20 protein-coding genes and 1 pseudogene are annotated in these 24,811 nt (G+C 61.6%); 15 read left to right on the forward strand and 6 right to left on the reverse strand.

Features of this window, described 5'->3' with window-relative positions:
• Positions 1–79: 79 nt before the first annotated feature.
• Together IPF85_RS26410 and IPF85_RS26415 are read left to right on the forward strand one after the other, a co-directional pair.
• Positions 80–1,756: a polysaccharide biosynthesis tyrosine autokinase gene (locus IPF85_RS26410; protein WP_343411039.1), complete on the forward strand. Its 1,677-nt coding sequence runs from the start codon at positions 80–82 to the stop codon at positions 1,754–1,756.
• Between the two features lie 432 nt (positions 1,757–2,188).
• Positions 2,189–2,584 (forward strand): DUF4332 domain-containing protein, encoded by a 396-nt coding sequence (locus IPF85_RS26415; protein WP_343411040.1) that lies wholly within the window; start codon positions 2,189–2,191, stop codon positions 2,582–2,584.
• A gap of 107 nt (positions 2,585–2,691) precedes the next feature.
• On the opposite strand, the gene IPF85_RS26420 is transcribed toward IPF85_RS26415, so the two are convergent.
• From IPF85_RS26420 to ugpC, 4 genes are read right to left on the reverse strand one after another with little or no spacing between them, the layout of a single operon-like run.
• Positions 2,692–4,080, reverse strand: coding sequence for an undecaprenyl-phosphate glucose phosphotransferase (locus tag IPF85_RS26420; protein ID WP_343411041.1), 1,389 nt, complete (start codon positions 4,078–4,080; stop codon positions 2,692–2,694).
• A gap of 50 nt (positions 4,081–4,130) precedes the next feature.
• Complete coding sequence (locus IPF85_RS26425; protein WP_343411042.1) at positions 4,131–5,078, reverse strand: glycosyltransferase family 2 protein; 948 nt, start codon at positions 5,076–5,078, stop codon at positions 4,131–4,133.
• Positions 5,079–5,122: 44 nt separating this feature from the next.
• Positions 5,123–6,196: a glycosyltransferase gene (locus tag IPF85_RS26430; protein ID WP_343411043.1), complete on the reverse strand. Its 1,074-nt coding sequence runs from the start codon at positions 6,194–6,196 to the stop codon at positions 5,123–5,125.
• A 59-nt stretch (positions 6,197–6,255) separates the two neighbouring features.
• The gene (ugpC, locus tag IPF85_RS26435) at positions 6,256–7,356 is read right to left on the reverse strand and encodes a sn-glycerol-3-phosphate ABC transporter ATP-binding protein UgpC (RefSeq protein WP_343411044.1); all 1,101 of its coding nucleotides are present in this window, start codon (positions 7,354–7,356) and stop codon (positions 6,256–6,258) included.
• A gap of 445 nt (positions 7,357–7,801) precedes the next feature.
• Between ugpC and IPF85_RS26440 the strand changes: the two genes are divergently transcribed.
• From IPF85_RS26440 to IPF85_RS26485, 10 genes and pseudogenes are all read left to right on the forward strand, one after another.
• Entirely contained in the window at positions 7,802–9,025 is a 1,224-nt protein-coding gene (locus IPF85_RS26440) for an HRDC domain-containing protein (RefSeq protein ID WP_343411045.1), read from the forward strand.
• Positions 9,026–9,157: 132 nt separating this feature from the next.
• On the forward strand, positions 9,158–10,564 hold the full coding sequence (locus IPF85_RS26445; protein ID WP_343411046.1) for an MBL fold metallo-hydrolase: 1,407 nt from the start codon (positions 9,158–9,160) through the stop codon (positions 10,562–10,564).
• Between the two features lie 113 nt (positions 10,565–10,677).
• The gene (locus tag IPF85_RS26450) at positions 10,678–13,950 is read left to right on the forward strand and encodes a transglycosylase domain-containing protein (RefSeq protein WP_343411047.1); all 3,273 of its coding nucleotides are present in this window, start codon (positions 10,678–10,680) and stop codon (positions 13,948–13,950) included.
• Complete coding sequence (surE, locus tag IPF85_RS26455) at positions 13,947–14,708, forward strand: 5'/3'-nucleotidase SurE (protein WP_343411048.1); 762 nt, start codon at positions 13,947–13,949, stop codon at positions 14,706–14,708. Before IPF85_RS26450 ends, surE begins: the two co-directional genes overlap by 4 nt.
• Before the next feature lie 74 nt (positions 14,709–14,782).
• Entirely contained in the window at positions 14,783–15,697 is a 915-nt protein-coding gene (locus tag IPF85_RS26460) for a branched-chain amino acid transaminase (RefSeq protein ID WP_343411049.1), read from the forward strand.
• Between the two features lie 6 nt (positions 15,698–15,703).
• Positions 15,704–16,612 (forward strand): DUF1648 domain-containing protein, encoded by a 909-nt coding sequence (locus tag IPF85_RS26465; protein ID WP_343411050.1) that lies wholly within the window; start codon positions 15,704–15,706, stop codon positions 16,610–16,612.
• A 52-nt stretch (positions 16,613–16,664) separates the two neighbouring features.
• The gene (locus tag IPF85_RS26470) at positions 16,665–17,435 is read left to right on the forward strand and encodes a dolichyl-phosphate beta-glucosyltransferase (protein WP_343411051.1); all 771 of its coding nucleotides are present in this window, start codon (positions 16,665–16,667) and stop codon (positions 17,433–17,435) included.
• Positions 17,436–17,437: 2 nt separating this feature from the next.
• Positions 17,438–18,441: pseudogene (locus IPF85_RS26475) on the forward strand (ATP-binding cassette domain-containing protein).
• 7 nt (positions 18,442–18,448) lie between these two features.
• A complete protein-coding gene (locus IPF85_RS26480) occupies positions 18,449–19,273 on the forward strand; it encodes an ABC-2 family transporter protein (RefSeq protein ID WP_343411052.1) in 825 nt (274 codons plus the stop codon).
• 9 nt (positions 19,274–19,282) lie between these two features.
• On the forward strand, positions 19,283–20,071 hold the full coding sequence (locus IPF85_RS26485) for an ABC-2 family transporter protein (protein WP_343411053.1): 789 nt from the start codon (positions 19,283–19,285) through the stop codon (positions 20,069–20,071).
• A gap of 142 nt (positions 20,072–20,213) precedes the next feature.
• Here the strand turns inward: IPF85_RS26485 and IPF85_RS26490 are convergent, their stop codons facing one another.
• Complete coding sequence (locus IPF85_RS26490; RefSeq protein ID WP_343411054.1) at positions 20,214–21,284, reverse strand: polyprenyl synthetase family protein; 1,071 nt, start codon at positions 21,282–21,284, stop codon at positions 20,214–20,216.
• 46 nt (positions 21,285–21,330) lie between these two features.
• Positions 21,331–22,374: a type 2 isopentenyl-diphosphate Delta-isomerase gene (gene fni, locus IPF85_RS26495; protein WP_343411104.1), complete on the reverse strand. Its 1,044-nt coding sequence runs from the start codon at positions 22,372–22,374 to the stop codon at positions 21,331–21,333.
• A 222-nt stretch (positions 22,375–22,596) separates the two neighbouring features.
• On the opposite strand from fni, the gene IPF85_RS26500 reads away from it, so the two are divergent.
• The 3 genes from IPF85_RS26500 to IPF85_RS26510 all read left to right on the forward strand — a co-directional run bounded on the left by IPF85_RS26500 (position 22,597) and on the right by IPF85_RS26510 (position 24,787).
• Positions 22,597–22,830 (forward strand): acyl carrier protein, encoded by a 234-nt coding sequence (locus IPF85_RS26500; protein WP_343411055.1) that lies wholly within the window; start codon positions 22,597–22,599, stop codon positions 22,828–22,830.
• 176 nt (positions 22,831–23,006) lie between these two features.
• Entirely contained in the window at positions 23,007–23,624 is a 618-nt protein-coding gene (locus IPF85_RS26505; RefSeq protein WP_343411056.1) for a molybdenum cofactor guanylyltransferase, read from the forward strand.
• Positions 23,591–24,787, forward strand: a complete 1,197-nt coding sequence (locus tag IPF85_RS26510) for a nitrilase-related carbon-nitrogen hydrolase (RefSeq protein WP_343411057.1) — start codon at positions 23,591–23,593, stop codon at positions 24,785–24,787. Before IPF85_RS26505 ends, IPF85_RS26510 begins: the two co-directional genes overlap by 34 nt.
• The last annotated feature ends 24 nt before the right edge of the window (positions 24,788–24,811 follow it).

The following is a 24,811-nucleotide window of genomic DNA, read 5'->3' on the forward strand; positions in this document are numbered from 1 at the left end:
CAATGGCCACCGTGGTTTTTTGCTGCTGGCGCGCTATTCGATAGTTAATCCCCATCTGTTTTGGCTGTGAGGCATCATTGTGGAACTGAAAGAGTACCTGCTCCCCTTGCGTCGCTGGTGGTGGCTGTTGTTGGCAGCGACGGTGATTGCCGTTGCTGCCAGCTATCTGATCACCAGCCGCCAGGCGCCGATTTATCAGGCACGGGTCACGTTGCTCGTTGGTCGCGCCATCGAGAACCCAAACCCGAGCGGCAACGAGTTTTTCCTGACGCAGCAACTGGCTACGACATACACGGATATTGCCAAGCGCAGCACGGTACGCCGCGCAACGGCCAAGGCCCTCAACATCAAGTCGGTCCCCGACTACGGGGTGCGTGTGGTTCCCAACACACAGCTCATGGAGATTGTGGTCACAGACTCCAACCCCGAACGGGCCGCGGCCGTCGCCAATGAATTGGCCAAGCAACTGATTTTGCAGACACCCACAGCCTCTGATCAAACGACACAGGACCGCCAGGCTTTCATCAACAATCAGTTGGATGACCTCCAGGTCAAGATCACCGATACGCAGCAGGATGTTGCCAAGAAGCAAGAAGAACTGGGCGGCCTCTTCAGCGCCCGTCAGATTGCTGACACCCAGGCCCAGATCACGGGCCTGCAGCAGAAACTCAATTCGTTGCAGTCCAACTACGCCGCGCTGTTGGCCAACACCCAGCGCGGTGCGCTCAACCAACTGAGCGTGATCGAGGCGGCCCAGCCCCCGAACTTACCGATCGGGCCTGATCGCCTCATCATCATCCTCTTGGCCGCCGCCGTTGGCTTTGTGATGGCTGCCGCTGCCGCCTACCTGCTCGAATACCTGGATGACACCTTCAAAAGCCCGGATATGGTGCAGAAGACCCTGGGGCTAACCACGCTAGGCGCGGTGCCAGTCATGGATGAGGTTACTCCCGGCAATGAATTGGCTCCCCTCATCAACGATCATTCCGCCACCACCGAGGCCTACCGTGTGCTGCGCACCAACCTGCAATTCGCCTCCGTGGACCGCCCGCTGCACACCCTGATGGTCACCAGCCCGGCGCCGTCCGAAGGCAAATCCATGACCTCGGCCAACCTGGCCGCGGCCGTGGCCCGTGCCGGGCGACAGGTCATCCTGGTGGATGCCGACCTGCACCGCCCTCGGCTGCATCGCGTGTTCAATCTCACCAACAACGTGGGTGTGACCAGCGCCCTGCTGGCCGATCACCCCTCTGTCGAAGGTTTGCTGCAAGAGACCCAGATTCCCGGGTTGCGCGTTTTGACGGCCGGCCCGCTACCGCCCAATCCGGCGGAATTGCTGGGATCATCACGCATGAAGGACCTGATCGCCGCCTTGAATGCACATGCCGACATGGTTATTCTGGACACGCCGCCGGTGGTTGCCCTGGCCGACGCCGCCATCCTCTCGACCCACACCGACGGCGTGCTGTTGGTTCTGGATGCGGCGCACACGCGACGCGAGGTGGCGCGGCGTGCCCTGGCCAGCCTGGGACAGGTCAAAGCACGGGTCATCGGCGTGCTGCTCAACCGCGTACCCACCCGTGGGGCCGGCTACTACTACTACAACTATTACTACTATGGCCGCTACACCAACGGTCGCGATGGCGACAGTGCGGGACAGAGTGGGCGCCGGCGTAATCGGCGCCGCTTTGGCCGCGGGCGGGCGGCAGCGCCCGTGAGCACGTCATCAGCCTCACGTTCAGCGTCACAGCCCTGAGGGTTCGTAGGAGCAACATCTCTGGCCCGGGAGTCAGTAGGGGCGCACCCTTGCGGTCGCCCACGCGGGCAGGCGCAAGGCCATGCCCCTACCCCGGATTATTGAAAAGATACCCGCAAAACGACCAGCGATGCGCGCATCCATCTGCAGCATGAAGATGCCCCCTATCGGATGTAATATGGATTGAAAGGTGCTTTGGCTATCATCGTGCAACGCCCAGCAGTTGGGAGCAAACCTTGAAACGGTAAAGAAACCAACAAACATGGGTGAGTTGATGGACCTGGTGACGCAGAATTCGGCTTCTCATCACCAGTGAGCGTGAAGAACCAGGGTGAGCGAGACGACGCCCAACGCGATGCCGTCCCCAAACTGGCCGCTGCTGCCTCACCCATAAACTGACAGACGGGAGGAAATGAGACAATGAAAGTGCGCATGACAGAGTTACGTGGTATTACGACTGACCTGCATAGCAGCCTGCGTGAGCATGGAATGAAGGATAGTGACCAACTGCTGGATGTTGGTCGTACGCTGGTCGGCCGCAAGGAATTGGCCAGCAAGACCGGTGCGGATCCCAAGTATATTTTGGAATTGGTGAATCGCGCGGACCTGGCTCGTATCCGGGGTATTGGCTCTGCCTACTCCAATTTGCTCGAAGAGGCTGGTGTGGACACCGTCAAAGAACTGGCTACTCGTCGAGCAGACAACCTGTTTGCCAAGCTGCTGGAAGTGAACGCGGCCAAGAAATTGGTGGGTCGCACTCCCACCCAGCAGATGGTACAAGACTGGGTCAACCAGGCTAAGGAACTGCCCAAGTTCGTCGAGTATTGAGCATTTACCGACCTGAGACAACGTCGAGCGAGCCGCTTCATCAACTCAAAGAGCGAGGCGCACCCAAATCGGTGCGCCTCGCTTTTTATTTTGGTCGCGTTCCAGGCTCAATAGGCGTTGTTGTTGCGACGCGCGGCGTTGAGAACCGTCTGGATCATGATCTTGAAGTCCAACGCCAGTGACCAATTTTCGATATACCAGACGTCGTACTTGGTGCGCTCCACCACGGACGTATCCCCGCGCAGGCCGTTGACTTGCGCCCAACCGGTGAGGCCGGCCTTCTCACGGTGGCGGTCCATGTAGCGCGGGATGCGCTGACGGAACTGCTCCACATACACCGGCCGCTCCGGTCGTGGACCAACCAGGCTCATGTCGCCGACCAGGACATTGATGAACTGCGGCAGCTCATCGAGCGAGATGCGCCGGATGATCGCCCCAAAGCGGGTGCGACGCGGGTCGTTCTTCACCGTCCACCCTGGGCCATTGGTCTCGGCATCGGCGCGCATGGAGCGGAACTTGAGCATGGGGAACGGTTTGGCATCCAGGCCCATGCGCTCCTGCACATAGAACACCGGGCCGGGCGATTCCAGCTTGATGAGCAGAGCGGTCAACATCATCACGGGCGAAATAAAGAGCAACGTCAAGCTGGCGCCGACAACGTCAACCGTGCGTTTGAGCGCCAATTTCCAACCGCGCAGCGCCACATCGCGCACGGTCAAGAGCGGCAGGCCACCAAAGTCGCTGATACTGACCTCATTGGCCATGATCTGGAAGACATCGGGGAAGACCCGAATACTCACTTTTTCGCGCTCACACATCGAGACAATGCCCAGGATTTCCTGATGACTGGCTTCGGGCAACGCCACAATCACCTCATCCACGCGATAGTCTTCGATGATCTGTGGAATGTCGGCCGGTGTGCCCAACAGCGGCACTGCCTCCACGGGCGCGGCGCTGACGTTGGAATCCACCACGCCGACGATGTGATAGCCCAGGTTGGGCGTGTGTAGAATCTTCTGCAGGATCATGCGCCCCGCATCCCCGGTTCCGATCAGGAGGACCCGGCCTTGACCGATGCCACGCGCCTGCAATAGGCGCAGGGCGCGTGTCACCAGGATGCGGCCCAGGGTGACGAGGAGCAGGGTCAAAGCCCACAGGTAGATCATCATCCAGCGATGGTAGTCAATCTGATCGCGGAAGAGGAGCGAGGTAAACGCGACGCTCATCAGCGTCGCAATGGAAACGGCGCCAAAGAGGGTGTAGAATTCGTCCAGGTAAGGCGCGTTGTGACGCCGGTAGTAGAGCCGCTGCATGAGAAAAACGATCAGGATGCTGGCGACTTGCAGTGGCAGGATGGGCAGATAGTTGACCACGGGGCCGACGCTATCCCCCGCGATGGCCATGCGCAGACGGTGGGCCAACAAGAAGGCCACTATGGTCATTAAGGTGTCCATGGTGATCATCACCACGACCAGCGTGAACTGTGAACGCTTCATTGTGTTCCTGATGCTCCCAACGTTCCTGATGCTCCTAGCGCTCCCACCTGTTATGCTCCTGCCTGTTCCGACGTGCGGGCCGCGTGTGGGCGACGTTGGCGCCAGGCCTTGAATCTGCGTCCGGCCATAGCTAGGGCGCCACGCAGCGTTATTCCCCCGAGCACCAGGATATGTATGGGCCAGGCGGTCTGCGCCGCATAGTGCTTGCGGTAGAAGATGGCCATGGCGCGATAAAATTCATGGCGTGCCTTGTCGCTGTGTTGGCTGGCTGCTTCTTTGTAGTGCAGGACGGTCACCGCCGGATTGTACCACACCTTCCAACCCGCCTCTTTGATCCGAAAGGCCCAGTCAAGGTCCTCGCCATACATGAAAAACGTTTCGTCCAGCAGGCCCACCTGGGCGATCGCCGCGCCGCGCACCAGCATGAACGCGCCCACGACAGAATCAAGCTCGGTGACGACATCCGGGCTGAGGTAGGTCAGGTTGTAGCGGCCAAAGTGCGGGCTGCGAGGGAAGAGTTTGCTGAGGCCCACCATGCGATAGAACGAAACGGCCGGTGTGGGGAACGAGCGCCGGCAGGCCAGGTCAAGGCTGCCATCCGGCCGCAGGAGTTTTGGCCCGGCCACGCCACAGTCAGGCCGCGCCTCGCAAAAGGCCAGCATGTCAGCCAGCGCAGTTGGCGGGACGATGGTGTCAGGGTTGAGCAGAAGAGCAAAGCGTGGCGCCATGCTGACGCCGTCGGTTGCCTGGTCATGAAACCCCAGGTGACGCAGGCCGACGTTGTTGCCGTAGGGATAGCCGCCATTCACCGGGCTGGCGATCAGATCAACCTGCGGGAACTCGCGGCGCACCATGTCCACACTGCCATCCGCTGACGCGTTGTCAACCACGCACACCCGGTATGAAGTATCGCCCTCGCTGGCAAAGACGGAGTTCAGGCAGTCACGTAGCAGCGCGCATGTATTGTAGTTGACGATGATGATGGCTAAATCGAGCATGGTTCCTCGTGCGACTCGAATTCTAGCACGACGCGTGAGGGCGGTCAAAACCGGCGATCGTGACGCCAGCGGACGCCAACGGGATAACCGATCATTTTGGCCACATCGCCCACAATCCGAATCACCGGCACAAGCGCCAGCGTCAGCAGACGCTGCGGCCATGTGAGCGGTTCCCACGCGACGCGCAGGCGCTGCCAGGGGCGGCGGTGATAGGCCACAAAGCCGAGCAGCAGGCCCAACCAGCCGGCGCCGCGCGCGGTGCGTCCCCACAGGGCATGGCCGAGCAGGACTGGCAGCGCGATCAGGTAGGTGGCGTAGCGGATGGCATGGCGCCGGCGCCAAAGGTCGGCCTTGCCATCCCCGCGGGCATAGCGGTAGTACTGCCTGAAGAAAGCCGTCAAGGTGCTGCGTGGCCGAAAGTGCGCCACGGCCTGCGGCGCCCAGGCAAAGGGGCCAGCCACCTCACGCAGGCGAAAGTCGAAAATCAGGTCCTCGCAGTAGTCCAGCCATTCAGGATAACCGCCGGCTCGCTGCCAGGCTGCCCGCGTGAACGCGACCGAACGGCTGGAAGGCAGGAAGGTGGCCGGGGCGATGTCGGCCAGCGCAGGAAGGACGGTGGCGCCCAGGGCAATTTCGAAGGGTGTCGTGGCGTCGGGTTGGAAAAAACCGGCCACCACCTCCACGGGCGCTCCATCTGCGGCGCCAGGTTGGGTAAAGGGAGCCAGGAGGGCGGCCAGCCAGCCCGCTTCCAGCCAGACCCCGGCATCGGTGGAGGCGATGATCTCATGGCGGGCCGCGGCAATGGCACGGTTGCGCCCCTGGCTGATGTTGCAGCCCGGCTCCACCAGGATGCGCAGCGGCAGGCGATCCTGGTAGGCGCGCAGAATGGCGACGGTGTTGTCCTGCGAACCGCCGTCCACGATGATGATTTCATCGGCCGGATGGGTTTGCGCCAGGAGACTGTCGAGCAAGCGGCGAACCGCGTCGCCTTCGTTGAGCACGGTGGCAATGACGCTGACGAGTTGTTGGGTCACAAAGGTGTCCAGGAAATCAAAGAGGCCAGATGCCCGTCCCCTCGCGGTGGCGGCGGGAACGGCGATCTGACCTCTGTTGCGCATTGACGATGCTGTCCTGGCTCGGTCAGGAGATCGGCCAGGACAGGTGTTGGGACAGGTTGTTAGCGCAGCGCGAGTTCCGTCTTGGGATTGAAGAAATGTGCGTTGTCCATGTTGAAGACAACGTCAATCTTGTCACCGGCCACGGTATGGGTGCGCGGGTCTACGCGGGCGACGAATTGCTTCTTGCCTGAGAGCAGGTAAAGGAAAATTTCGTTGCCCATCAGTTCGGTAACATCCACATCGGCCTGCAGCGGCGCCGGGCTGATATCCTGCGGCTGATAGCCGCGGGCGTGAATGTCCTCCGGGCGGATGCCGAAGATCACCTGTTGGCCTTTATGCTTGCGCATGTCTTCGCCGCGAGTGCCTGGAATATCCAGGCGGAAGGTGCCGCCATCCACGACCATCTTACCATCGGTTTCCACCAGCGTGGTCTCGAAGAAGTTCATGGAGGGGCTGCCGATGAAGCCGGCCACGAAGACATTGGACGGTCGGTCGTACAGATTCTGCGGTGAGTCAATCTGCAGCAGCAGCCCATCCTTCATGACCGCGATGCGGCTGGCCATCGTCATGGCCTCGACCTGGTCGTGGGTCACATAGATGAAGGTGGTGCCCAACTGGCGATGCAGCTTGCTGATCTGGGCACGGGTTTGCACGCGCAGCTTGGCATCCAGGTTGGAGAGCGGCTCATCGAAGAGGAAGACCTTTGGCTCACGCACGATGGCGCGACCAACGGCCACACGCTGACGCTGACCGCCGGAGAGTTGCTTGGGTTTGCGGTCGAGCAGTTGCAGAATGCCCAGGATGTCTGCCGCGTTCTTGACACGCTTGTCAATTTCGGTCTTGGGCATCTTGCGCAGTTTGAGGCCAAAGGCCATATTGTCGTAGACGCTCATGTGGGGATAGAGCGCGTAGCTCTGGAACACCATGGCGATGTCGCGGTCTTTGGGTGGCACATCGTTGACGACGCGCTCACCGATCTTGATCGTGCCATCGCTGATCTCTTCCAGACCGGCGAGCAGGCGCAATGAGGTTGTCTTGCCACAGCCCGAAGGGCCAACGAAGACGAGGAATTCCTTGTCTTCGACGCTGATGCTCAGGTCGTTGACCGCGGTGACATCACCCCATCGTTTGTAAACATGTTCGAACGTTACACTAGCCATTGAAATGCAGCTCCTTGCGAATTGAGATTGAGTTGCGAATTGTGGTGCGGACGTCAGACAGAACTATGCGGTCGCCACTGCCGGAGACATCCGTTGCCGATGCTGCTCGGATGCGCGGCGCAAAAATAATCAGGCTGCAACAACGGGCCAGAGGGTGAAGGCTAGAAATCACCGTGGATTCCGTGTTTCCTGGCAGGGCAGGGCTAAGAGCCAAAACCGTTCCAACGTCCTTACCGGTTAGGTACGAGAGTCAGATGATGAGAGTCGGATGATGAGAATCTTCCTGGGGCGCCTCCTATCTGTTGGCAAAGCATTGCAGCACAGGGGGAACTGCAAGAAGTATACCACATTATTCTGAGTTGGCAAGCCAACAACTTTGACATCCTGCTCAAATCTGCGATAATGACGACTATTGCCTGGGAAAAAATCTGTCGAAGGAATCGCCATGTCACGCCGTTTTGTCGGCTCTGTGCAGCCGGCGCCTCAATCAGCACAACTTAGCCTGCCGCCGCCGATCGTCATTCACACCACAGCCCAACTCGATACCTTGCTGCCACAGCTATTGGCTGCCGAGGCGGTGGCAGTTGACACCGAGGCCAACAGCCTCTTCGCTTATTTTCATAAGGTGTGCTTGATTCAACTGTCGGTGCGGCAGCCACAGGGGATCAATGGGCATGACATCGGCGATTATATCATTGACCCGCTCGCCATCGAGTTAGATCTGCGCCCGCTCGCGGCGCTGTTTGCGGCCCCGCAGGTGTTGAAGATTTTTCACGCCGCGGAGAACGATGTTCTCATGCTGAAGCGTGATTATGGGTTTGCGTTCGTGAATATCTTCGACACCTTATGGGCCGCCCGCATCCTCGGCTGGCCCGAAGTGGGACTGGGCGCTATCCTGGAAAAACAGTTCGACGTGATCATGGACAAGCGCATGCAGCGCGCCAACTGGGGCAAGCGTCCCCTGACGCGTGCCCAATTGGCCTATGCGCGCCTGGACACCCACTACCTGCTCGATTTGCGCGTGCGCCTGGAGCAGGAATTGAGCCAGCGCGGGCGCCTGGCCGAAGCACAGGATGCCTTTGCCAGCGTCACCTCTATCGAATATGTGCATCGTCCTTTCGACCCTGACGGCTTTTGGCGGCTGCGCGATGCGCGTAGTTTGGACGGCGGCCGGCTGGCGGCCCTGCGCGTGGCCTACCTGTGGCGTGAGGAGAAGGCGCGCATGCTCGATCAGCCACCATTCAAGGTGCTGTCCGACCAGACGCTGATCAACCTGGCCGAACGCCTGCCCGCCTCACTCAACGAACTGTTGACGATGTCCGGCTTCAACGAAGGCTTCATGCGCCGTTTTGGCGCCGATCTGGTGCAGGCCATGCAGAAGGCTGCGGCCGGCCCCGCGCCGGTGGCGCCCAAGCGTGCCCATCAGCACCTGGTGCGGCCAGACGAAAGCGCCGCCGCCCGCTACGAGGCGTTGCGCGCCTGGCGCACCGCACGCGCAGCCGCGCGTGGCGTGGATGCCGATGTGGTCATGACCAACGAGATGCTGATGGTGATTGCCCGCCATGCCCCGACTACCCTGGCCGACCTGGCCGCGTGTGACGGTTTTGGTCCCGCCAAACAAGATCTGTACGGACCCGAAATTCTGACCGTGCTCAGCCATGTGCCCTGAGCCCCCTCACGCTCGACATCCGTCGCTGAACGAGACCGCTATACTGCAAGTGGGCACGAATTGCGCCTGTTTCCTTAGGCGGAAAAGTGAAGTCTATTCCCGCTTGCAGCATAGTATCAAGAAGGATTCCCAATGCGAGTGACATTCCACGGCGCCGCGCAAACGGTGACCGGTTCTATGCACCTGATCGAGGTCAATGGCCAACGTTTGCTGTTGGACTGCGGACTTTACCAGGGGGCGCGCGCCGAAACTTACGCGCGCAACCTGCATTTCCCTTTCGACCCAGCCACGATTGACGCCGTCATCCTGTCGCATGCGCACATTGACCATGCCGGCAACCTGCCCAACCTGGTCAAGCAGGGTTTTCGCGGCGCAATCTGGGCCACGCCTGCGACGCGCGACCTGTCTGTTTCCATGCTGCAAGACAGCGGCCACATTCAGGAGAGCGACGTGGAGTTTGTCAATAAACGTCGCGCCCGCGAGGGGCAACCGCCGGTGGAACCGCTCTACACACGCGCCGACGCCCTGGCCACCCTCAAGTATTTCATGACGGCCGATTACGAGCGCCCAACCCAGCTGTTACCCGGCGTCATCTTCACATTCTTCGACGCCGGGCACATCCTTGGCTCGGCCATGGTGCAGTTGGACTGCCAGGAAGCCGGCCGCACCTCGCGCCTGGTCTTCTCCGGCGACCTCGGCCGCAAGGGCCTCGCCATTTTGCGTGATCCCGCGCGGCTGACGACGGCTGACTATGTGATTATGGAAAGCACGTATGGCGACCGTCTGCACGAAACGCCGGTCGAGGCCCAGGACCACCTGGCTACCATTATCAAGCAGACGTTTCGGCGGCGCGGCAAGATCATCGTGCCCGCGTTTGCCGTGGGCCGCACACAGGAACTGCTCTATGCGCTCTACGCACTGACCGAAGAGGCTGAGATTCCCAATCTGCCAGTGTACATTGACAGCCCGCTGGCTACGAACATCACGGAGGTCTTCCGGTTGCACCCGGAGTGCTACGACGCCGAAACGCGGCAATTGCTCGATCAGGCCGAGGGGCGCGGCGGCCCCTTTGGCTTCAAGAACCTGCACTACGTACGTGAGGTCAAGGACTCCAAGGCGCTCAATTTCCTGCGTGAATCGGCCATCATCATCAGCGCGTCGGGCATGGCAGAAACGGGCCGCATCCTGCACCATTTGCGCAACAACATCGGCGACCCCAACAGCACCATTCTCTTTGTGGGTTTTCAGGCTGAGAACACCCTCGGCCGGCGCCTGTTGGATGGCGTCTCGCCGGTGCGCATTTTTGGCGAGGCCCACACGGTGCGCGCCACCATCGAACGTGTCGAGGGCTTCAGTGCGCATGGCGACCGGCGTGATCTGCTGGAGTGGGTTGGCCGCATGGAACGGCCGCGCCTGCGCCAGGTCTTCCTCGTGCATGGTGAACCGGAGTCGGCCAATGCCCTGGCCGATGGCATCCGCCAACTGGGTATCGCCAACGTCGCTGTGCCGGCCTTGCACGAAGGCTTCGAGCTGACATGATGTGCATGGGCGGGTTGGCCGGGGGGCCTGGAACCGGCGTTGGCTGTCCTGCGTTACACCGGCGGGCGTATGCCTGCTTTTCCCCTGGTTTACCTGACTGACTTGATCGAATTATGACAAATCGCACGCAACAAATCATCCTTTGGCGCCAGAAACGGCGCCGCCATGACCGCCAGCGACCGCGCCCCTGGCGCTGGTTGTTCCAATTCAGCCTGAGCGGGCTGGCTATCTTCTTCCTGATCTTTGGCGGCGGCGCTCTGACCGCCACTGCCGCCGCGGCCGGCGTCTATGTGTACTTTGCGCAGAACTTGCCGGACGCGGCGGCCATCGAGACCGAGCAGGAAGACTTTGCCACGGTCAAGATCTTTGACCGCACGGGCCAGCATCTGCTGTACGAGTCCATTGACCCACGGCCCTTTCGTGGCGACCGCACCTACCTGCCGCTCAATGAGATGTCGCCCTGGCTGGCGAAAGCCACGATTGCCCTGGAGGATCGCAGCTTCTATGAAAATCCAGGCATCAACCTGCGCGGCCTGGGGCGCGCTTTTGTCTCCAACCTGCAGGGTAACTCTGTGCAGGGCGCCAGTTCCATCACCCAGCAACTGGTGAAAAATGTGCTCATCCCGCCCGAGGAACGGGTGCAGCGCAGCTACACGCGTAAGATCAAAGAGGCCATCATGGCCGTCGAGGTGACGCGACGCTACCCCAAGGACCAGATCCTGGAGTGGTACCTCAACTATAACTTCTACGGCAATGCCGCCTACGGCGTCGAGGCCGCGGCGCGCATCTATTTCGACAAATCAGCGGCCGATGTCACCCTGGCCGAGGCTGCCATGCTCAGCGCCCTGCCGCAGTATCCCGGCCTGAACCCCATTCAGTCCCCGGAGGATGCCTATCGCCGCCAGCGCAAGGTGGTGGATGCCCTGGCCGAGGCCGGCTACATCAGCGCAGCCGAGGCGGAGGAGGCCAAGGCTTATGCGGACACCAAGCCGCTGGCGGTGCGCCTACGCGCAGCCGAGCGCTTCGAGTATCTCGACGCACCGCATTTTTCGCTCTACGTGCTGGATGAACTGCGCCGCGCGTACAACACAGCCGATGATCCTTACTTCATCTGGCGCAACGGCCTGCAAGTCTACACGACGCTCGATTTGGATCTGCAAAAGAAGGCTGAAGAGGTGGCGCGCGCCCAGGTGGCGAAGGTGCGCGAGAAGAACAACGTGCATAACGCCAGCGTTGTGGCCCTGCGCCCCACCACCGGCGAGATCGTGGCAATGGTGGGCAGCCTGGATTACAACGATGAGGAGAATGACGGCGAAGTCAACGTCGCCATCTCCAATCGCCAGCCCGGCTCGTCGTTCAAGCTCTTCACTTATCTGACGGCGTTGCAGCAGGGCTACACCCCGGCCAGCATGATCGTGGACGTGCGCACCGTTTTTCCTGACGCCGAGGCCCCCTATGTGCCAGAGAATTACGACCGCAAATATCACGGGCCACAGTTCCTGCGCGATGCCCTGGCGCGCTCGTACAACATCCCGGCCGTCTGGATGTTGAGCAAGGTCGGCGTCAAAAACGTGATCAACACCGCGCACAAGATGGGTATCACCACCTTGCGCGACGATTACTACGGTCTGGCCTTGACCCTGGGCGGCGGCGAAGTCAAGCTGCTCGATATGGTCTATGCATTCAGCCTGCTGGCCAATGGGGGTGTCATGGCCGGAGATGCGGTGCCCGCAGAGCGCCAGGCCGAAGGCCTGCGCACGCTTGACCCCGTGTCCATCCTGCAAGTGCGTGACAAGAACGGCCTGATCATCTATGAGTACAAGGAGCCGAAGCTGGCGCAGGTGGTTTCGCCGCAAGTCGCGTACGTGATGTCCAACATCCTGTCCGACACGGCGGCCCGCTGGGCAGCCTTTGGGCGCCCCAACGACCTGGAAATCCCAGGGCACACCGTGGCCGCGAAGACCGGCACCACCAATAACTGGCATGACAACTGGACGGTGGGTTATACGCCACAACTCGCCGTGGGCGTTTGGGTGGGCAATACCGACAACGAGCCGATGGACAAGATCAGCGGGTTGACCGGCGCTGCGCCCATCTGGAACCAGGTGATGACGTATGGCCTGGACAACATGCCTGATGTGCCTTTTGCGCAACCTCCTGGTATCAGGAAGATGACCGTTTGCTACCCGTCTGGCCTGCTGCCGACGGCCGAATGCCAACAGAAACGCACCGAGATTTTCATCGAGGGCAGTGAGCCAAAGACCTATGACACAGTCTGGCGCGCGTTCGAGGTCAACCGCGAGACGGGCAAACTGTCCACACCCTATACGCCGCCAGAGTTGATCGAACGCCGCATCTATCAGATTCTGCCGCCGGAAGCGGCCGACTGGGTGGTGGAGAGCGCCATCCCGCAACCGCCCTCGGAGTATGACACAGCCTATGGGCAAGGGCCGGTCAATGACGAGGTGGCGATCATTTCTCCAGGAACCTACAACTACGTCAAGGGGCTGGTGCCCATCACCGGCAACGCGCGGGCGGGCGATTTCCGTAACTATCGCGTGGAGTTTGGGGAGGGCCTGAACCCCGGCGCCTGGACGCAAATTGGGCCGGAGCATGGCGATCAGAAGCAGAATGACACCCTGGAGTTCTGGGACACAACCGCGCTGGACGGCCTCTACACGGTGCGCCTGAGCGTGACCGAAGGCAGCGGCAATGCGCGTACGGCCGCCACCCAGGTGACGGTGGACAACACCGCGCCGCGGGTCGAGATCGAGCATCCCTTCACCGGCAAGCTCTACGTGATGGAAGATGACGAGTGGGTCAGCATCACGGCCAATGCACGTGACAACTGGTCCATGGATCGCGCGGACTTCTACCTGGACCAGCAGAAAATTGGCTCCAGCACTGTGGCGCCGTTCAACATCAAATGGACGATCAAGATGCTGGACCTGAAGCCGGTACCCGGTTCGCCGCCGGTCATGGGCACGGAGGTCATCACCAATACCGACGGCACGACCACCACGCAGGAGATTGTGGTCAGCGAGGTGGTGGTTGATCCGCAAGGGCGCATTATTCAGCGTTTTCACAGCGGCATGAGCGCCATCGTGGCCGCAGGTAAATACACGGAGACCCATCAGATCTACATCGAAGCCTTCGATTCGGCCGGCAACAGCACCAAGACTGACCCCATCACCATCCTGGTGACGCACAAGGCGAAGAAGAAGGCGACGGCCGCGCCGTTGTCATGGCTGCTGCCGGTCCGGCTGGGCGCGGCAGACGAAAAACCGGCGCCGGCCGAGCTGGGGGTGGCCGCGTTGGCCTGGCTGCGCCCAGTTGACGGCGCTCCCAACTTGGCCGATAATAGGCGCCCCAGGGGCACGATGTGAAACGAATTCTAATTACCAACGACGATGGCGTGCAATCGCTGGGGCTGCTGGCGTTGAAACAGGCACTGGCGCCCCTGGCTGAGATTATCGTCTTCGCGCCTGATCGCAACTGGAGCGCGGCCGGCCACACGAAAACCATGCACAAGCCGCTGCGTGTCAGCCAGGTGACGCTGGCCGATGGGTCGCCGGCCTTTGCCACCACCGGCGCGCCGTCCGACTGCGTGAGCCTGGCGCTGCTGGGTCTCGTGCCACAGGCGCCTGACCTGATCGTCTCTGGCATCAACCAGGGCGCCAATGTCGGCCATGACATCACCTATTCGGGCACCGTGGCCGGCGCGATGGAAGGGGTGGTGGCCGGTCTGCCGGCGATTGCCGTTTCGGTGGAATGGAGCGCAACCATTGATTATGAACCGGCCGCCGCGGCAACGGCCCAATTGGTGCGCCAGATCTTTGCGCATGGGCTTCCCCCCAATAGTTTCTTGAACGTGAACGCGCCGGCGCTGCCGCGTGACGCGATCCGTGGCTTGCGACGTACCCGGTTGGGGCAGCGCGTCTATCATGACAAGCTCATCGAGCGCCATGATCCACGCGGGCGGCCGTACTATTGGATTGGCGGCGACCCACCGGGCGGCATTCCCGACGAGGCCGGCCAGACCGACGTGGGCGCGTTGGCGTTGGGTTTCATTTCGGTGACGCCGCTGACGCTGGACATGACCGACCAGGCCCTGCTGGGGGCGTTGGCGGCGTGGGGATTGTAAGGCCGATACCCCGATGGCGGAGGACAACCTGCGCGGGGGATTCTGAGACGATTAGCATTAGGTGGGAGGACTGAATGACGAAGTACGCGTTTTTTGAAGGCGCCGTCGTGCCGTTGGAGCAGGCTACGGTCAGCGTCATGACGCATGCCTTGCACTATGGCACGGCCTGTTTTGGCGGGATTCGCGGCTACTGGAACCCTGAGCACCAGAATCTGTATATCTTCCGCCTGCGTGACCATTGCGAGCGTTTCCTGATGTCCACGCGACTGCTGCTGATGAAGCTGCCTTTCAGCGCGGATGATTTGATGAACATCACGCTTGATCTGGTGCGACGTGAGGAGATGCGCCAGGACATCTACATCCGACCCCTGGCGTACAAGGCGGAAAAGATCATCGGTGTGCGCTTGCACGATCTGCGTGACGAAGTGACGATCTATGCGGTGCCTTTTGGACGCTACATCGAGTCAGAAGAAGGCGCCCATGTCTGCACCTCCTCCTGGCGACGGGTGGACGACACTTCGATCCCGGCCCGTGGCAAGCTGGCCGGCGCCTATGTCAACTCGGCATTCATCAAAAGTGAAGCGCTGATGAACGGCTTCGATGAGGCCATTGTGCTCAACCAGGACGGCCATGTGTCAGAAGGCAGTGCCGAGAACATCTTCATCGTGCGCAACCGCACGCTGATCACCCCGCCGGTCAGCGACAACATCCTGGAAGGCATTACCCGGCGCACGTTGATTGATCTGGCTACCACCCAACTTGGCCTGCCGGTGGTCGAGCGCAGTATTGACCGCACCGAGCTGTACGTAGCCGATGAGGCTTTCTTCTGCGGCACGGGCGTGCAGGTGGCGGCGATTGCGTCGGTGGATCGGCGCCCGGTCGGCAGCGGCAAAATGGGGCCGATCACCAATGAACTGCGCGACCTGTACTTCGAGGTCGTGCGCGGCAACGTGCCACAGTACAGCGACTGGTGTACGCCGGTCTTTTGAGGCGCCATGAGCTTTAAGTCCGCCTCGACGCCAGAGGCCTGGCGCGGCGTGCTGGCGTGCGCCGGGGTTATGCTTCTCGCCGCGCTACTCCTGCGCCGGCTGGTTAGCCTGCCCATTTCGGGTTGGGTCTTCGCCCTTGGGCTGCTCGTCCTGGCCTGCCTGCCCGTCTTGATCTACCTGGGGTATCGCACGTGGAGCACCCTGTCGCTGGAATACTGGGTGGATCGCGACGCGGTGACGATTGCGTGGGGGCCACTGCGTGAGGTGATTCCGTTAGGCGCGATTCAGCACATGCAGCGGGGCGGCTTTGCCAATGTCCGGGGACGCTGGTGGGAATGGCCCAACCCATTTCTCACGCGCGGCGACGTCAGCGGGGTGGGACACATCGTCAGCCTGGCGACACGCCCGGCGCCGGAGCAGGTGGTGCTCTTTACGGAGCAGCATGACCGGGAACGAACTCATACAGTCGGCTATGCGTTGTCCCCCAGCGCGCCGGCGGCCTTGATCGAAGCCATCCAGGCACGCTACGAATTAGGGCCAAACCGCCTGCGTCGCCTGGGCCGCAAGGTGCCTGCTGTCTGGCAATGGGACATCTGGCGCGACCGCATCGGCCTGGGCATGGTGGGGATCACACTGCTGCTCAACCTGGCGCTCTTTGGCTATCTGTGCATGCGTTTCCCCAGCCTGCCAGCCGCGCTGCCCTTACATTTCGATGCCGCCGGCCAGCCCGATCGTCTGGGCGCACCGGCCTCGTTGTTTGTGCTTCCGGTCATCGGCCTCGCCACCCTGATCTTGAACGGGGTCTGGGGGAGCCTTCTCTATTCTCGCCAACGCCCCGGAGCCTACCTGCTGTGGGCCGGGGCGCTCTTGGTTCAATTCCTTGCCGGCTTTGCCCTGCTCAATCTCATTGGCTAGGGCACAACTGGCGTCAGATTCTTTTACTCGGGAAATGTAGATGCAACCCGCTATGACGCAATCACGGACTGATATCGCCACGCCGCCTACGGCGCCGGCCAGCGGGGCTGTCCCGCTGCTCACGATCGTCATCCCTGCGTACAATGAGGAGTCTCGCCTGCCGAGCTCGCTCTCCAAGATTGACGCCTTCTTGCGCCAGCAGCCCTATCAGGCCGAAGTGCTCGTGGTGGAAAACGGCAGCCGGGACGATACCAGCGGCATTGTCGAGCGTTTCTGCGCCGATCATCCCTATGTGCGCCTGCTCCATTCGGTCAAGGGCAAGGGCGCTGCGGTGCAGGTGGGCATGCTGGCCGCGGCCGGGGACTATGCGCTCATCTGCGATGCCGACCTGGCCATGCCGATCGCAGAAACGGCCAAGCTCCTCAGCGCGGTGCAGAACGGCTTCGACGTAGCGATTGCCTCACGCGAAGGCGAAGGGGCGGTACGCTTCGCTGAACCATACTATCGTCACCTCATGGGGCGCGTCTTCAATACGTTGGTGCGCATCTTAGCCATTCCGAGCCTGCAAGATACGCAGTGCGGTTTCAAGCTGTTTCGCCGCGCTGTTGCGCACGATGTCTTCGCGCGCCAAACCATGGGCGGCTGGGCTTTCGATGTCGAAGTGCTGGCCATCGCCCTACGCCGCGGCTACAAGGTGGTGGAGGTGCCCATTCACTGGTATTTCATGACCGAAAGCAAGATCAGCGCCCTGCGCGACACCGTCTCCATGGTGCGCGAGGTGTTCAAGGTGCGGCTCAATGTGCGCCGCGGGTTGTATGATTAGCCATGAATAGCATCGAGGTCAAAGACCTGACCAAGGTCTACCGCATCAACCAAAAGGATCCCGGTGTGCGCGGCGCGGTCAAGGCGCTTTTTCGGCCGCGACATCAGGACAAGGTCGCCGTAGATCACATCAACTTCCGGGTGACACCAGGCGAAGTGGTCGGCTATATCGGCGTCAACGGCGCCGGCAAGTCCACCACAATCAAAATGCTGACCGGCATCCTGGCGCGACGAGCGGCGCCGTGCAGGTGATGGGGCGTGACCCGCATCGCCAGCGCGTGGCCAATGCACGTGAGATTGGCGTCGTCTTTGGGCAACGCAGCCAGCTCTGGTGGGATCTGGCGCTGATCGAATCGCTCAATCTGATCGGCCAGATCTACGAAGTCAAGCCTGCTCGTTTTCAGGAGCGCCTGGCACAGTTTTCTGACATCCTGGAGTTGAAGCCGCTGCTCTCGGTTCCCATTCGCAACATGTCCCTGGGTCAGAAGATGCGCGCCGAGCTGGCCGCGACGCTGATCCATGATCCGCGCATCGTTTACCTCGACGAGCCGACCATTGGCTTGGACTTGATCGTCAAAGAGCGCATCCGTGAGTTCATCCGCCAGGAGAATCGTGAAAACGGCACGACCGTCATCCTGACCACGCACGACCTGGGCGACATCGAGGAACTGTGCCAGCGCATCATCATCATTGACAGTGGCAAGCTGATCTATGATGGGCCGCTGAGCACCATCCGGGATCGCTTTGGTAAGTTCCGGGTGATCACGTTCGAGATGGCTGCTGACGTGGGACCGCTGACCGCGCCGCCGGGCGCCGAGGTGATGCCCGTACCAGCCGATGATGCGGCGGCCGGCCGCAAGCTGGTGCTGCGCTTCGACCGGCTGCGCACCACGGCCAGCCAGGTGGCCGCGGCCATCATGAATCAGGCCGACGTGGTAGATTTTTCACTGGCCGAGCCAGACCTGCCGAGCATCATCAAGCAGATCTACAGCGGCGCGTTGGACTGAAGCAGCCATGCCCAGCTCTACCTGGCAGTTTCTGAAATCGAAATGGCGGGTTTACGGCGCCTTAGCCGCCATGGAGCCGAAACTCTTCCTGGCCTATCGCATCTGGGTCTGGATGGAGTTCATCGTGCAGATCGTCGCCATGACGATCTTCGTCTACTTCTGGCGCGCGGTGTATCAGAACGCCAACACCCTCAGCGGCCTCAGCCTGACACAGACCCTCAACTACGTGCTGCTGGCGCAAATTCTCGCGCCGGTCATGGCCACGCGTCTCATCTTTACGATGGGTTATGGGATGCGCGAAGGCATGATCGGCATCGAACTGCTGCGCCCGGTGGACTTTCAGGCGCGCTACTACGTTGAATCGCTGACCGATGTCGTGGTGGCGCTCATCACCAAGCTGCCCCTCCTGCTGCTGGGGGTGCTGATCTTTGGCATCCGCCTGCCGGCCGACGCGGCTACCTGGGCCGTGTTCGCGATCTCGCTCTTCCTCGGCTTTACTGTCATCTTCTTCTTCGATTGGATTCTGGCCTGTCTGGCCTTCTACACCACCGAGGTGTGGGGATGGAGCTATCTGCGCTACGGCCTGGGCCTTTTTTTCAGCGGTGCGCTGGTGCCGCTCGACATGATGCCCGACTGGCTGCGCAGCCTGACCCTGGCGCTCCCCTTTGCGCAGTCGCTCTACGTGCCGGTTTCACTGCTCAGCGGCATCACGCCCCTCGCCGGCGCGCCGCGGCTGTGGCTGGTGCAGATCCTCTGGCTGGTGGGGATGGCCGTGGCCTCCCGGCTCGTCTTTCAGCGCGCCATTCGTGCGGTCACGGTGCAAGGGGGTTGAATGGGACAGGTGCGACGCTATAGCCGCCTGTACTGGTTGTTCCTGCTGCAGCGGTTGAAAATCCTGATGGAATACCGGGCCAATTTCCTGATCGGCGCGTCCTCCACGGTGTCAGAGCAGGCTGCCGGTCTGCTGATGGTGTGGGTGGTGATGCGCCAGATTCCCAACCTGGCCGGCTGGAGTTTTTACGAAATCCTTCTGGTTTACGGCCTGGTGGTGCTGGCAAAGTCCATCAATCACATGTTTGCCGACAACTTGTGGACCATTGGGCATGACTATATCCGCAGCGGCGGCTTCGACCGCTTCCTGGTGCGGCCGATCAACCCGCTCTTTCACCTGCTGGCCGACCGCTTCTGCCATGATGGCGTCGGCAATTTTGCCGTCGGCCTGACGCTGACCGTCACCGCGCTGCGCACGCTCGACGTTGTGGTGACGCCGCTGACGGTGCTCTACCTGGTCGTTGTGGTGCTCAGCGGCGGCGTTATTTTCATTTCCCTAAACCTCATCACCTGCACCACTGCGTTCTGGATCGTGGAATCCATTCCGGTCACGCGCATGGTGTTCGAACTGCACGAGTTCGCTAAGTACCCGCTGACCATCTATCAGCGCGGCATCGGCTTGCTGCTGACCTGGCTGATCCCCTATGGCTTCGCTTCGTACTACCCGGCTTCGTATCTGCTGGGGCGTGATGTCAGCCTGCTGGCCTGGCTCAGCCCGCTGGTAGCCGCCACCCTGCTCATCATCGCCTATCGGGTCTGGCTTTTCGGCTTGGATCACTACGCAGGAACAGGATCGTAGCCCGCCGAATGAATTCGGGGCGAAGGGGCCCGCCGAATGAATTCGGGGCGAAGGGGCCCGCCGAATGAATTCGGGGCGAAGGGGCGTTCCGCCGCCAGGTCGGCCTGCGCCGACCGGATTTGCGTCCACGACGCCTCACGCATTACGCCTGGCGGTCGAGCAGATGCAGGGCCAGGTCGCGCAGATGATCGCCGGCCGGGGCTGTCAGCCGCGCCGCTTGCAGCGCCTGCAGCGCGGCCGTGCTGTAGGTTTCTACCAGCGCCGCGGCGTGGGCGCGGGCGCCGGCCGCCTCCAGCAGTTCCAGGACCGCAGGCACCTCGTCAACGGTCAGGCGGGGGCGGGCGTAAAGGCTGCGCAGCGCGGCGCCCTGCGGGCCATTGAGCGCCGACAGCACTGGCAGCGACTTCTTGCGCGTCAGGATGTCGCTGGCTGCCGATTTGCCGGTCTTCTGTTCATCGCCCCAGATGCCGAGAATGTCATCCTGAATCTGGAACGCGAGACCGAGCGACTCACCGAAGTGATGCAGCGCGCTCAGTTGCTGCGTTTGTGCGCCCCCCAGCCCCGCGCCCATCTCCACACTGGCCGCCAGCAGCGCGGCCGTCTTGCCACGAATCATCTGTAGATAGTCATCCGTGGTGACATCCAGGCGGGCCTCGAAGCCCATGTCCAGGTGCTGACCTTCGGTGAGGGCGATGCAGGCATGGACGAAACGCTGCACCGTCTCCATGACCTGCACAGCCGGCACGACGGGCGCCAGGTTGAGCAGGCTCTGAAACGCGTGGGCAAAGAGGGCATCTCCGACATTGATGGCCTGCGGTCGCCCCCACAGCGCCCAGACCGTAGGGCGATGGCGGCGCGTCGGGCTGTTGTCTTCCACATCGTCGTGTACCAGGGAAAAATTGTGCAGCAGCTCCAGCGCGGCCGCGGCCGGTAGAGCGATGACCGGATCGCCGCCGACGGCCGCGCAGCTCAGCAGGCAGAGCAGCGGGCGGATACCCTTGCCCGTGTTAGCCTGCACAGGGCGAAACTCCTCATTCAGCCAGCCCATATGATAGCGCATCATCGCATAGTGCGTCCCTTCGGCCAGGCGCGGCGAGGCCAGGGTCTGGCGCAGGGTCAGTTCAACGCGCGGCAGGTAGGCGGATGCAAAAGAAGAAAATGAAGAAAATGAAGAAAAGGAAGAGAAAGAAGAAGAAGCGGGAAAAGAAGGCATGGACTGTCATACTCCTTGCTGTATGGCGCGCCGCGGTGGCAACACCTCAGGCGACGCGCACCAAGCGGCCCGGCGCGCGCAGCTGTTCCAAGTTGCGCGCCCCGGCACAGAACATGCCAATGCGCATCTCTTCGACCAGGGTGTCAATCGTATCGAGGACCGCTTCGGTCGAGACCGCGGCGGCTTTGAGGAACGGCCCGGCCAGGCCCACCGCGTCAGCGCCCAGGGCCACACACTTGAGCACGTCCAGGCCGCTGCGGATGCCCCCGCTGGCGATCAGAGGCACGCCCGGCAGCGCAGCGCGACATTCGGCCAGGGCCGTCGCGGTGGGCAGACCCCAATCGGCAAAGGCGCGGGCCAGGCGGCGCAGGCGCTCGGTGGGCGCCCGGAAAAGCTCCACCTGACTCCAGGAGGTGCCGCCTGCGCCGGCCACATCAATGGCCGCAACTCCGGCATCGCACAACTGCCGCGCCAGGTCACCGCCGATGCCCCAACCAACCTCTTTGGCAATGACCGGTACGGGTAACTCGCGACAGACCTGCGCGATCTTAAGTAACAGGCCGGACCAATCCCAGTTGCCGTCGGTTTGCAGTGCTTCTTGCAGCGGATTCAGATGCAAAATGAGCGCATCGGCCTCGATCATCTCCACCGCCCGGCGGCAGTGATCCACGGTGTAACCGTAATTCAACTGCACCGCGCCCAGGTTGGCCAGGAGAAGGATGTCGGGCGCCACGTGGCGCACCTGGAACGTGACGGCTGTCTCAGGCGCCTCCAGCGCCGTGCGCTGCGAACCGACACCCAGGGCCAGGCCGCGGGCCTGTGCCGCCTCCGCCAGGCGTTGATTGATCTCCTGTGCGCGTGCGGTGCCGCCTGTCATGGATGAAATCAGAAGCGGCGCTGACAGGCGTTTGCCCAGCAGAGAGTGCTGCAACTCAACAGCGCCTAAATCAAGCTCCGGCAGCGCCTGGTGACGCAGGCGGTAAGACTCCAGTCCGGTGGTCAGGTTGGGGAAAGTGACATCTTCTTCCAGGTTGATGCGAATGTGGTCGGCCTTGCGCTCCTTGTGGGGCTGGCCGCGATCTGCCTGCATGGCGTGTCTGTATCCTTCCGTAACTTTGTTTGTCATCTGGTGTTCCAGACGTGAGGCGAATGAAGTTCGTCACCATCTTACCAAGTGGTCATAGCCTTGTCAAGTGCCTGAATTGACAGTGCCTAGTAACCCTGCTAGAATAGTCAAAAGGTTAAGTTGAGTAGCCCCGCTGTGACTCTCAAGCTATCATTGGCGAGCAAGACGTAAAGGAGGAATTCTCACGTGAACGACACTTACGATCGGATCAAGGCGATCATCGTCGAACAGTTGGGCGTGGACGAAAGTCGCGTCACGATGGATGCCAGCTTTCGCAAGGACCTGGAGGCCGATTCACTCGACCTGGTTGAGTTGATTATGGCCTTCGAAGAGGAGTTTGGCGGCGAGATCAGCGACGAAGAAGCTCAGACGATTACCACCGTGGGCGAAGCCGTGGCGTACATGGACGCGCATGCGTAGGTAGGGGCATGCGCTGAGGGACATACCGGGGTTGCCTGGCAATCGCCGGTTTTTTGTGCCCAAATGTCTGACAAAGGCCCGCTGACAAGGGGGAGTGACTCACGCCTGACTCGAGCGCCAGGCGCGCAGTTACAGGCCAATCGGTCAAGCGGGCTTTTGTTTGGGAGCGGTTAACGATGACTGGCATCTCGGCAATCATCCTGGCCGGCGGTGAAAGCCGGCGCATGGGCAGCAACAAGGCGCTGCTGTCCCTGGACGGGCAGCCGCTGATTGCGCGTACGGCCGCATGCCTGCGCCCGCTGGCCGATGACCTGATTGTCGTGACCAACACCCCTGAGGCTTATCAGTTCCTGGTGGCCGATTTTGCTGCCCGATTGATACCTGACGCCCTGCCCGCGCGCAGCGCCCTGGTGGGGCTTTACTCCGGCCTGCGCATGGCCCGCGGCGACCTGGCACTGGCGGTGGCCTGCGACATGCCCTTTCTGAACCCGGCACTGCTGGGCTTCATGTTGACGCTGGCGCAGGCGGGGTACGATGTGGTGGTGCCGCAGGTGAACGACCTGCTGGAGCCGCTGCACGCCGTCTATCGGCCGGCCAGTTGTACGCCGGCTGTCGAACGCCATCTGCTGGCGGGTGACCGGCGCATGATCTCTTTTTATGCGGCTGTGCAGGTGTGCCAGGTGACAGCCGCGGACGTGGCGCGCTTCGACCCTGGGCGCCTGTCCTTTGTCAATGTCAACACGCCAGAGGAGTGGAAGCGATGGCAAATGTTTTCGAGCGCGTCAAAGTCCTGACCCGACTGATTCCACGCGGCCGCGCGGTCACCTATGGCCAGGTGGCGGCCTGGATGGGCGAGCCACGCGCCGCGCGCACGGTGGGCTGGGCCTTGCACGGCTTGACACACGAAGAGGCCGCTGGCGCCGTGCCCTGGCATCGGGTGCTGGGCAAAGTTGGCCCGCACTATGCTCGCGTCACCACCAGTTGTGAAACGCACAGCGCCGAGCTCCAGCGCCAATTGCTTGAGGACGAAGGTGTCGAGTTCGATCAGCACGACCGCATTGACCTGACCCGCTTCGGCTGGGACGGCCCCACCTGGCCCGTCCTGGAACAAGATCTTGTAACCCATCGAGGAGAAAGATTCATGCGAGAAATTACCATTGCCGTGGTGCAGTTCCAACCAACTCTGAACGAGCCTGATGAGAACATCCGCCGCATGTCCGATTTTATCAACAAAATTTGCACCGAGCAGCCGGTTGACCTGGTGGTTTTCCCAGAGCTGACCACCACCGGCCATGAGTGCGGCCTGCGCTTCACCGACTATGCCGAAACCGTGCCTGGCCCCACCGTCAGCCGCATCGCCAAGGATGCCGCGCAATACAACACCCATGTCGTCTTCGGCATGGTGTCCAAGGCCAAAGTAGAGAGTGTGCTCTACAACACCGCGGTGGTTATCGGGCCGGATGGGGAACTGATCGGCAGCTATGGCAAAGTTCACCTCAAGGGTGAAGAACGCCTGGCCTTCCGCAACGGCTTCCGCTTCCCGGTCTTCGAGACGGAATGGGGCAACCTGGGCGTGCTGGTCGGCTGGGACATGGCCTTTCCCGAAGCGGCGCAGCCTGGCCCTGGATGGCGCGGACGTGGTGGCGGTGTGCGCCAACTGGGAGCTGCCGCATCAGGACGAATGGCGCGCCTACTGCGTGGCCCGCGCGTGCGAAAACTCGGTCTTCGTCGCGGCGGCCAACCGCGTGGGCGAGGAGCCGAGCTACCAGTTCTTTGGCGACTCCATGGTGCTCAGCCCGCGCGGCGAACGCTACACCGGCCTGGAAGACAACGCCGAAGGCTACGGCATTGCGCGCATCAACCTGGACCTGGTGCGCCAGGCGCGCGAGGAGTTTCAGCTCTTCCAGTGCCGCCAGCCGCTGGCCTATCGGAATGTGGTGAGGAAGTTAGAAGCTGAAGCGAATCTGACAAGCTGAGATGA

Source organism: Candidatus Amarolinea dominans (genome assembly GCF_016704685.1).
GTDB classification, from domain to species: domain Bacteria; phylum Chloroflexota; class Anaerolineae; order SSC4; family Amarolineaceae; genus Amarolinea; species Amarolinea dominans.

Bases quoted from the DNA above. Each gene is read 5' to 3' on its own strand.
- IPF85_RS26425 (WP_343411042.1), bottom strand. From the start codon at position 5,078: ATGCTCGATTTAGCCATCATCATCGTCAACTACAATACATGCGCGCTG.
- IPF85_RS26465 (WP_343411050.1), top strand. From the start codon at position 15,704: ATGAGCTTTAAGTCCGCCTCGACGCCAGAGGCCTGGCGCGGCGTGCTG.
- IPF85_RS26445 (WP_343411046.1), top strand. From the start codon at position 9,158: ATGCGAGTGACATTCCACGGCGCCGCGCAAACGGTGACCGGTTCTATG.
- IPF85_RS26450 (WP_343411047.1), top strand. From the start codon at position 10,678: ATGACAAATCGCACGCAACAAATCATCCTTTGGCGCCAGAAACGGCGC.
- IPF85_RS26470 (WP_343411051.1), top strand. From the start codon at position 16,665: ATGACGCAATCACGGACTGATATCGCCACGCCGCCTACGGCGCCGGCC.
- ugpC (WP_343411044.1), bottom strand. From the start codon at position 7,356: ATGGCTAGTGTAACGTTCGAACATGTTTACAAACGATGGGGTGATGTC.
- IPF85_RS26460 (WP_343411049.1), top strand. From the start codon at position 14,783: ATGACGAAGTACGCGTTTTTTGAAGGCGCCGTCGTGCCGTTGGAGCAG.
- fni (WP_343411104.1), bottom strand. From the start codon at position 22,374: ATGCAGGCAGATCGCGGCCAGCCCCACAAGGAGCGCAAGGCCGACCAC.
- IPF85_RS26420 (WP_343411041.1), bottom strand. From the start codon at position 4,080: ATGAAGCGTTCACAGTTCACGCTGGTCGTGGTGATGATCACCATGGAC.
- IPF85_RS26415 (WP_343411040.1), top strand. From the start codon at position 2,189: ATGACAGAGTTACGTGGTATTACGACTGACCTGCATAGCAGCCTGCGT.
- IPF85_RS26480 (WP_343411052.1), top strand. From the start codon at position 18,449: ATGCCCAGCTCTACCTGGCAGTTTCTGAAATCGAAATGGCGGGTTTAC.
- IPF85_RS26440 (WP_343411045.1), top strand. From the start codon at position 7,802: ATGTCACGCCGTTTTGTCGGCTCTGTGCAGCCGGCGCCTCAATCAGCA.
- IPF85_RS26490 (WP_343411054.1), bottom strand. From the start codon at position 21,284: ATGCCTTCTTTTCCCGCTTCTTCTTCTTTCTCTTCCTTTTCTTCATTT.
- IPF85_RS26430 (WP_343411043.1), bottom strand. From the start codon at position 6,196: ATGCGCAACAGAGGTCAGATCGCCGTTCCCGCCGCCACCGCGAGGGGA.
- IPF85_RS26510 (WP_343411057.1), top strand. From the start codon at position 23,591: ATGGCAAATGTTTTCGAGCGCGTCAAAGTCCTGACCCGACTGATTCCA.
- IPF85_RS26505 (WP_343411056.1), top strand. From the start codon at position 23,007: ATGACTGGCATCTCGGCAATCATCCTGGCCGGCGGTGAAAGCCGGCGC.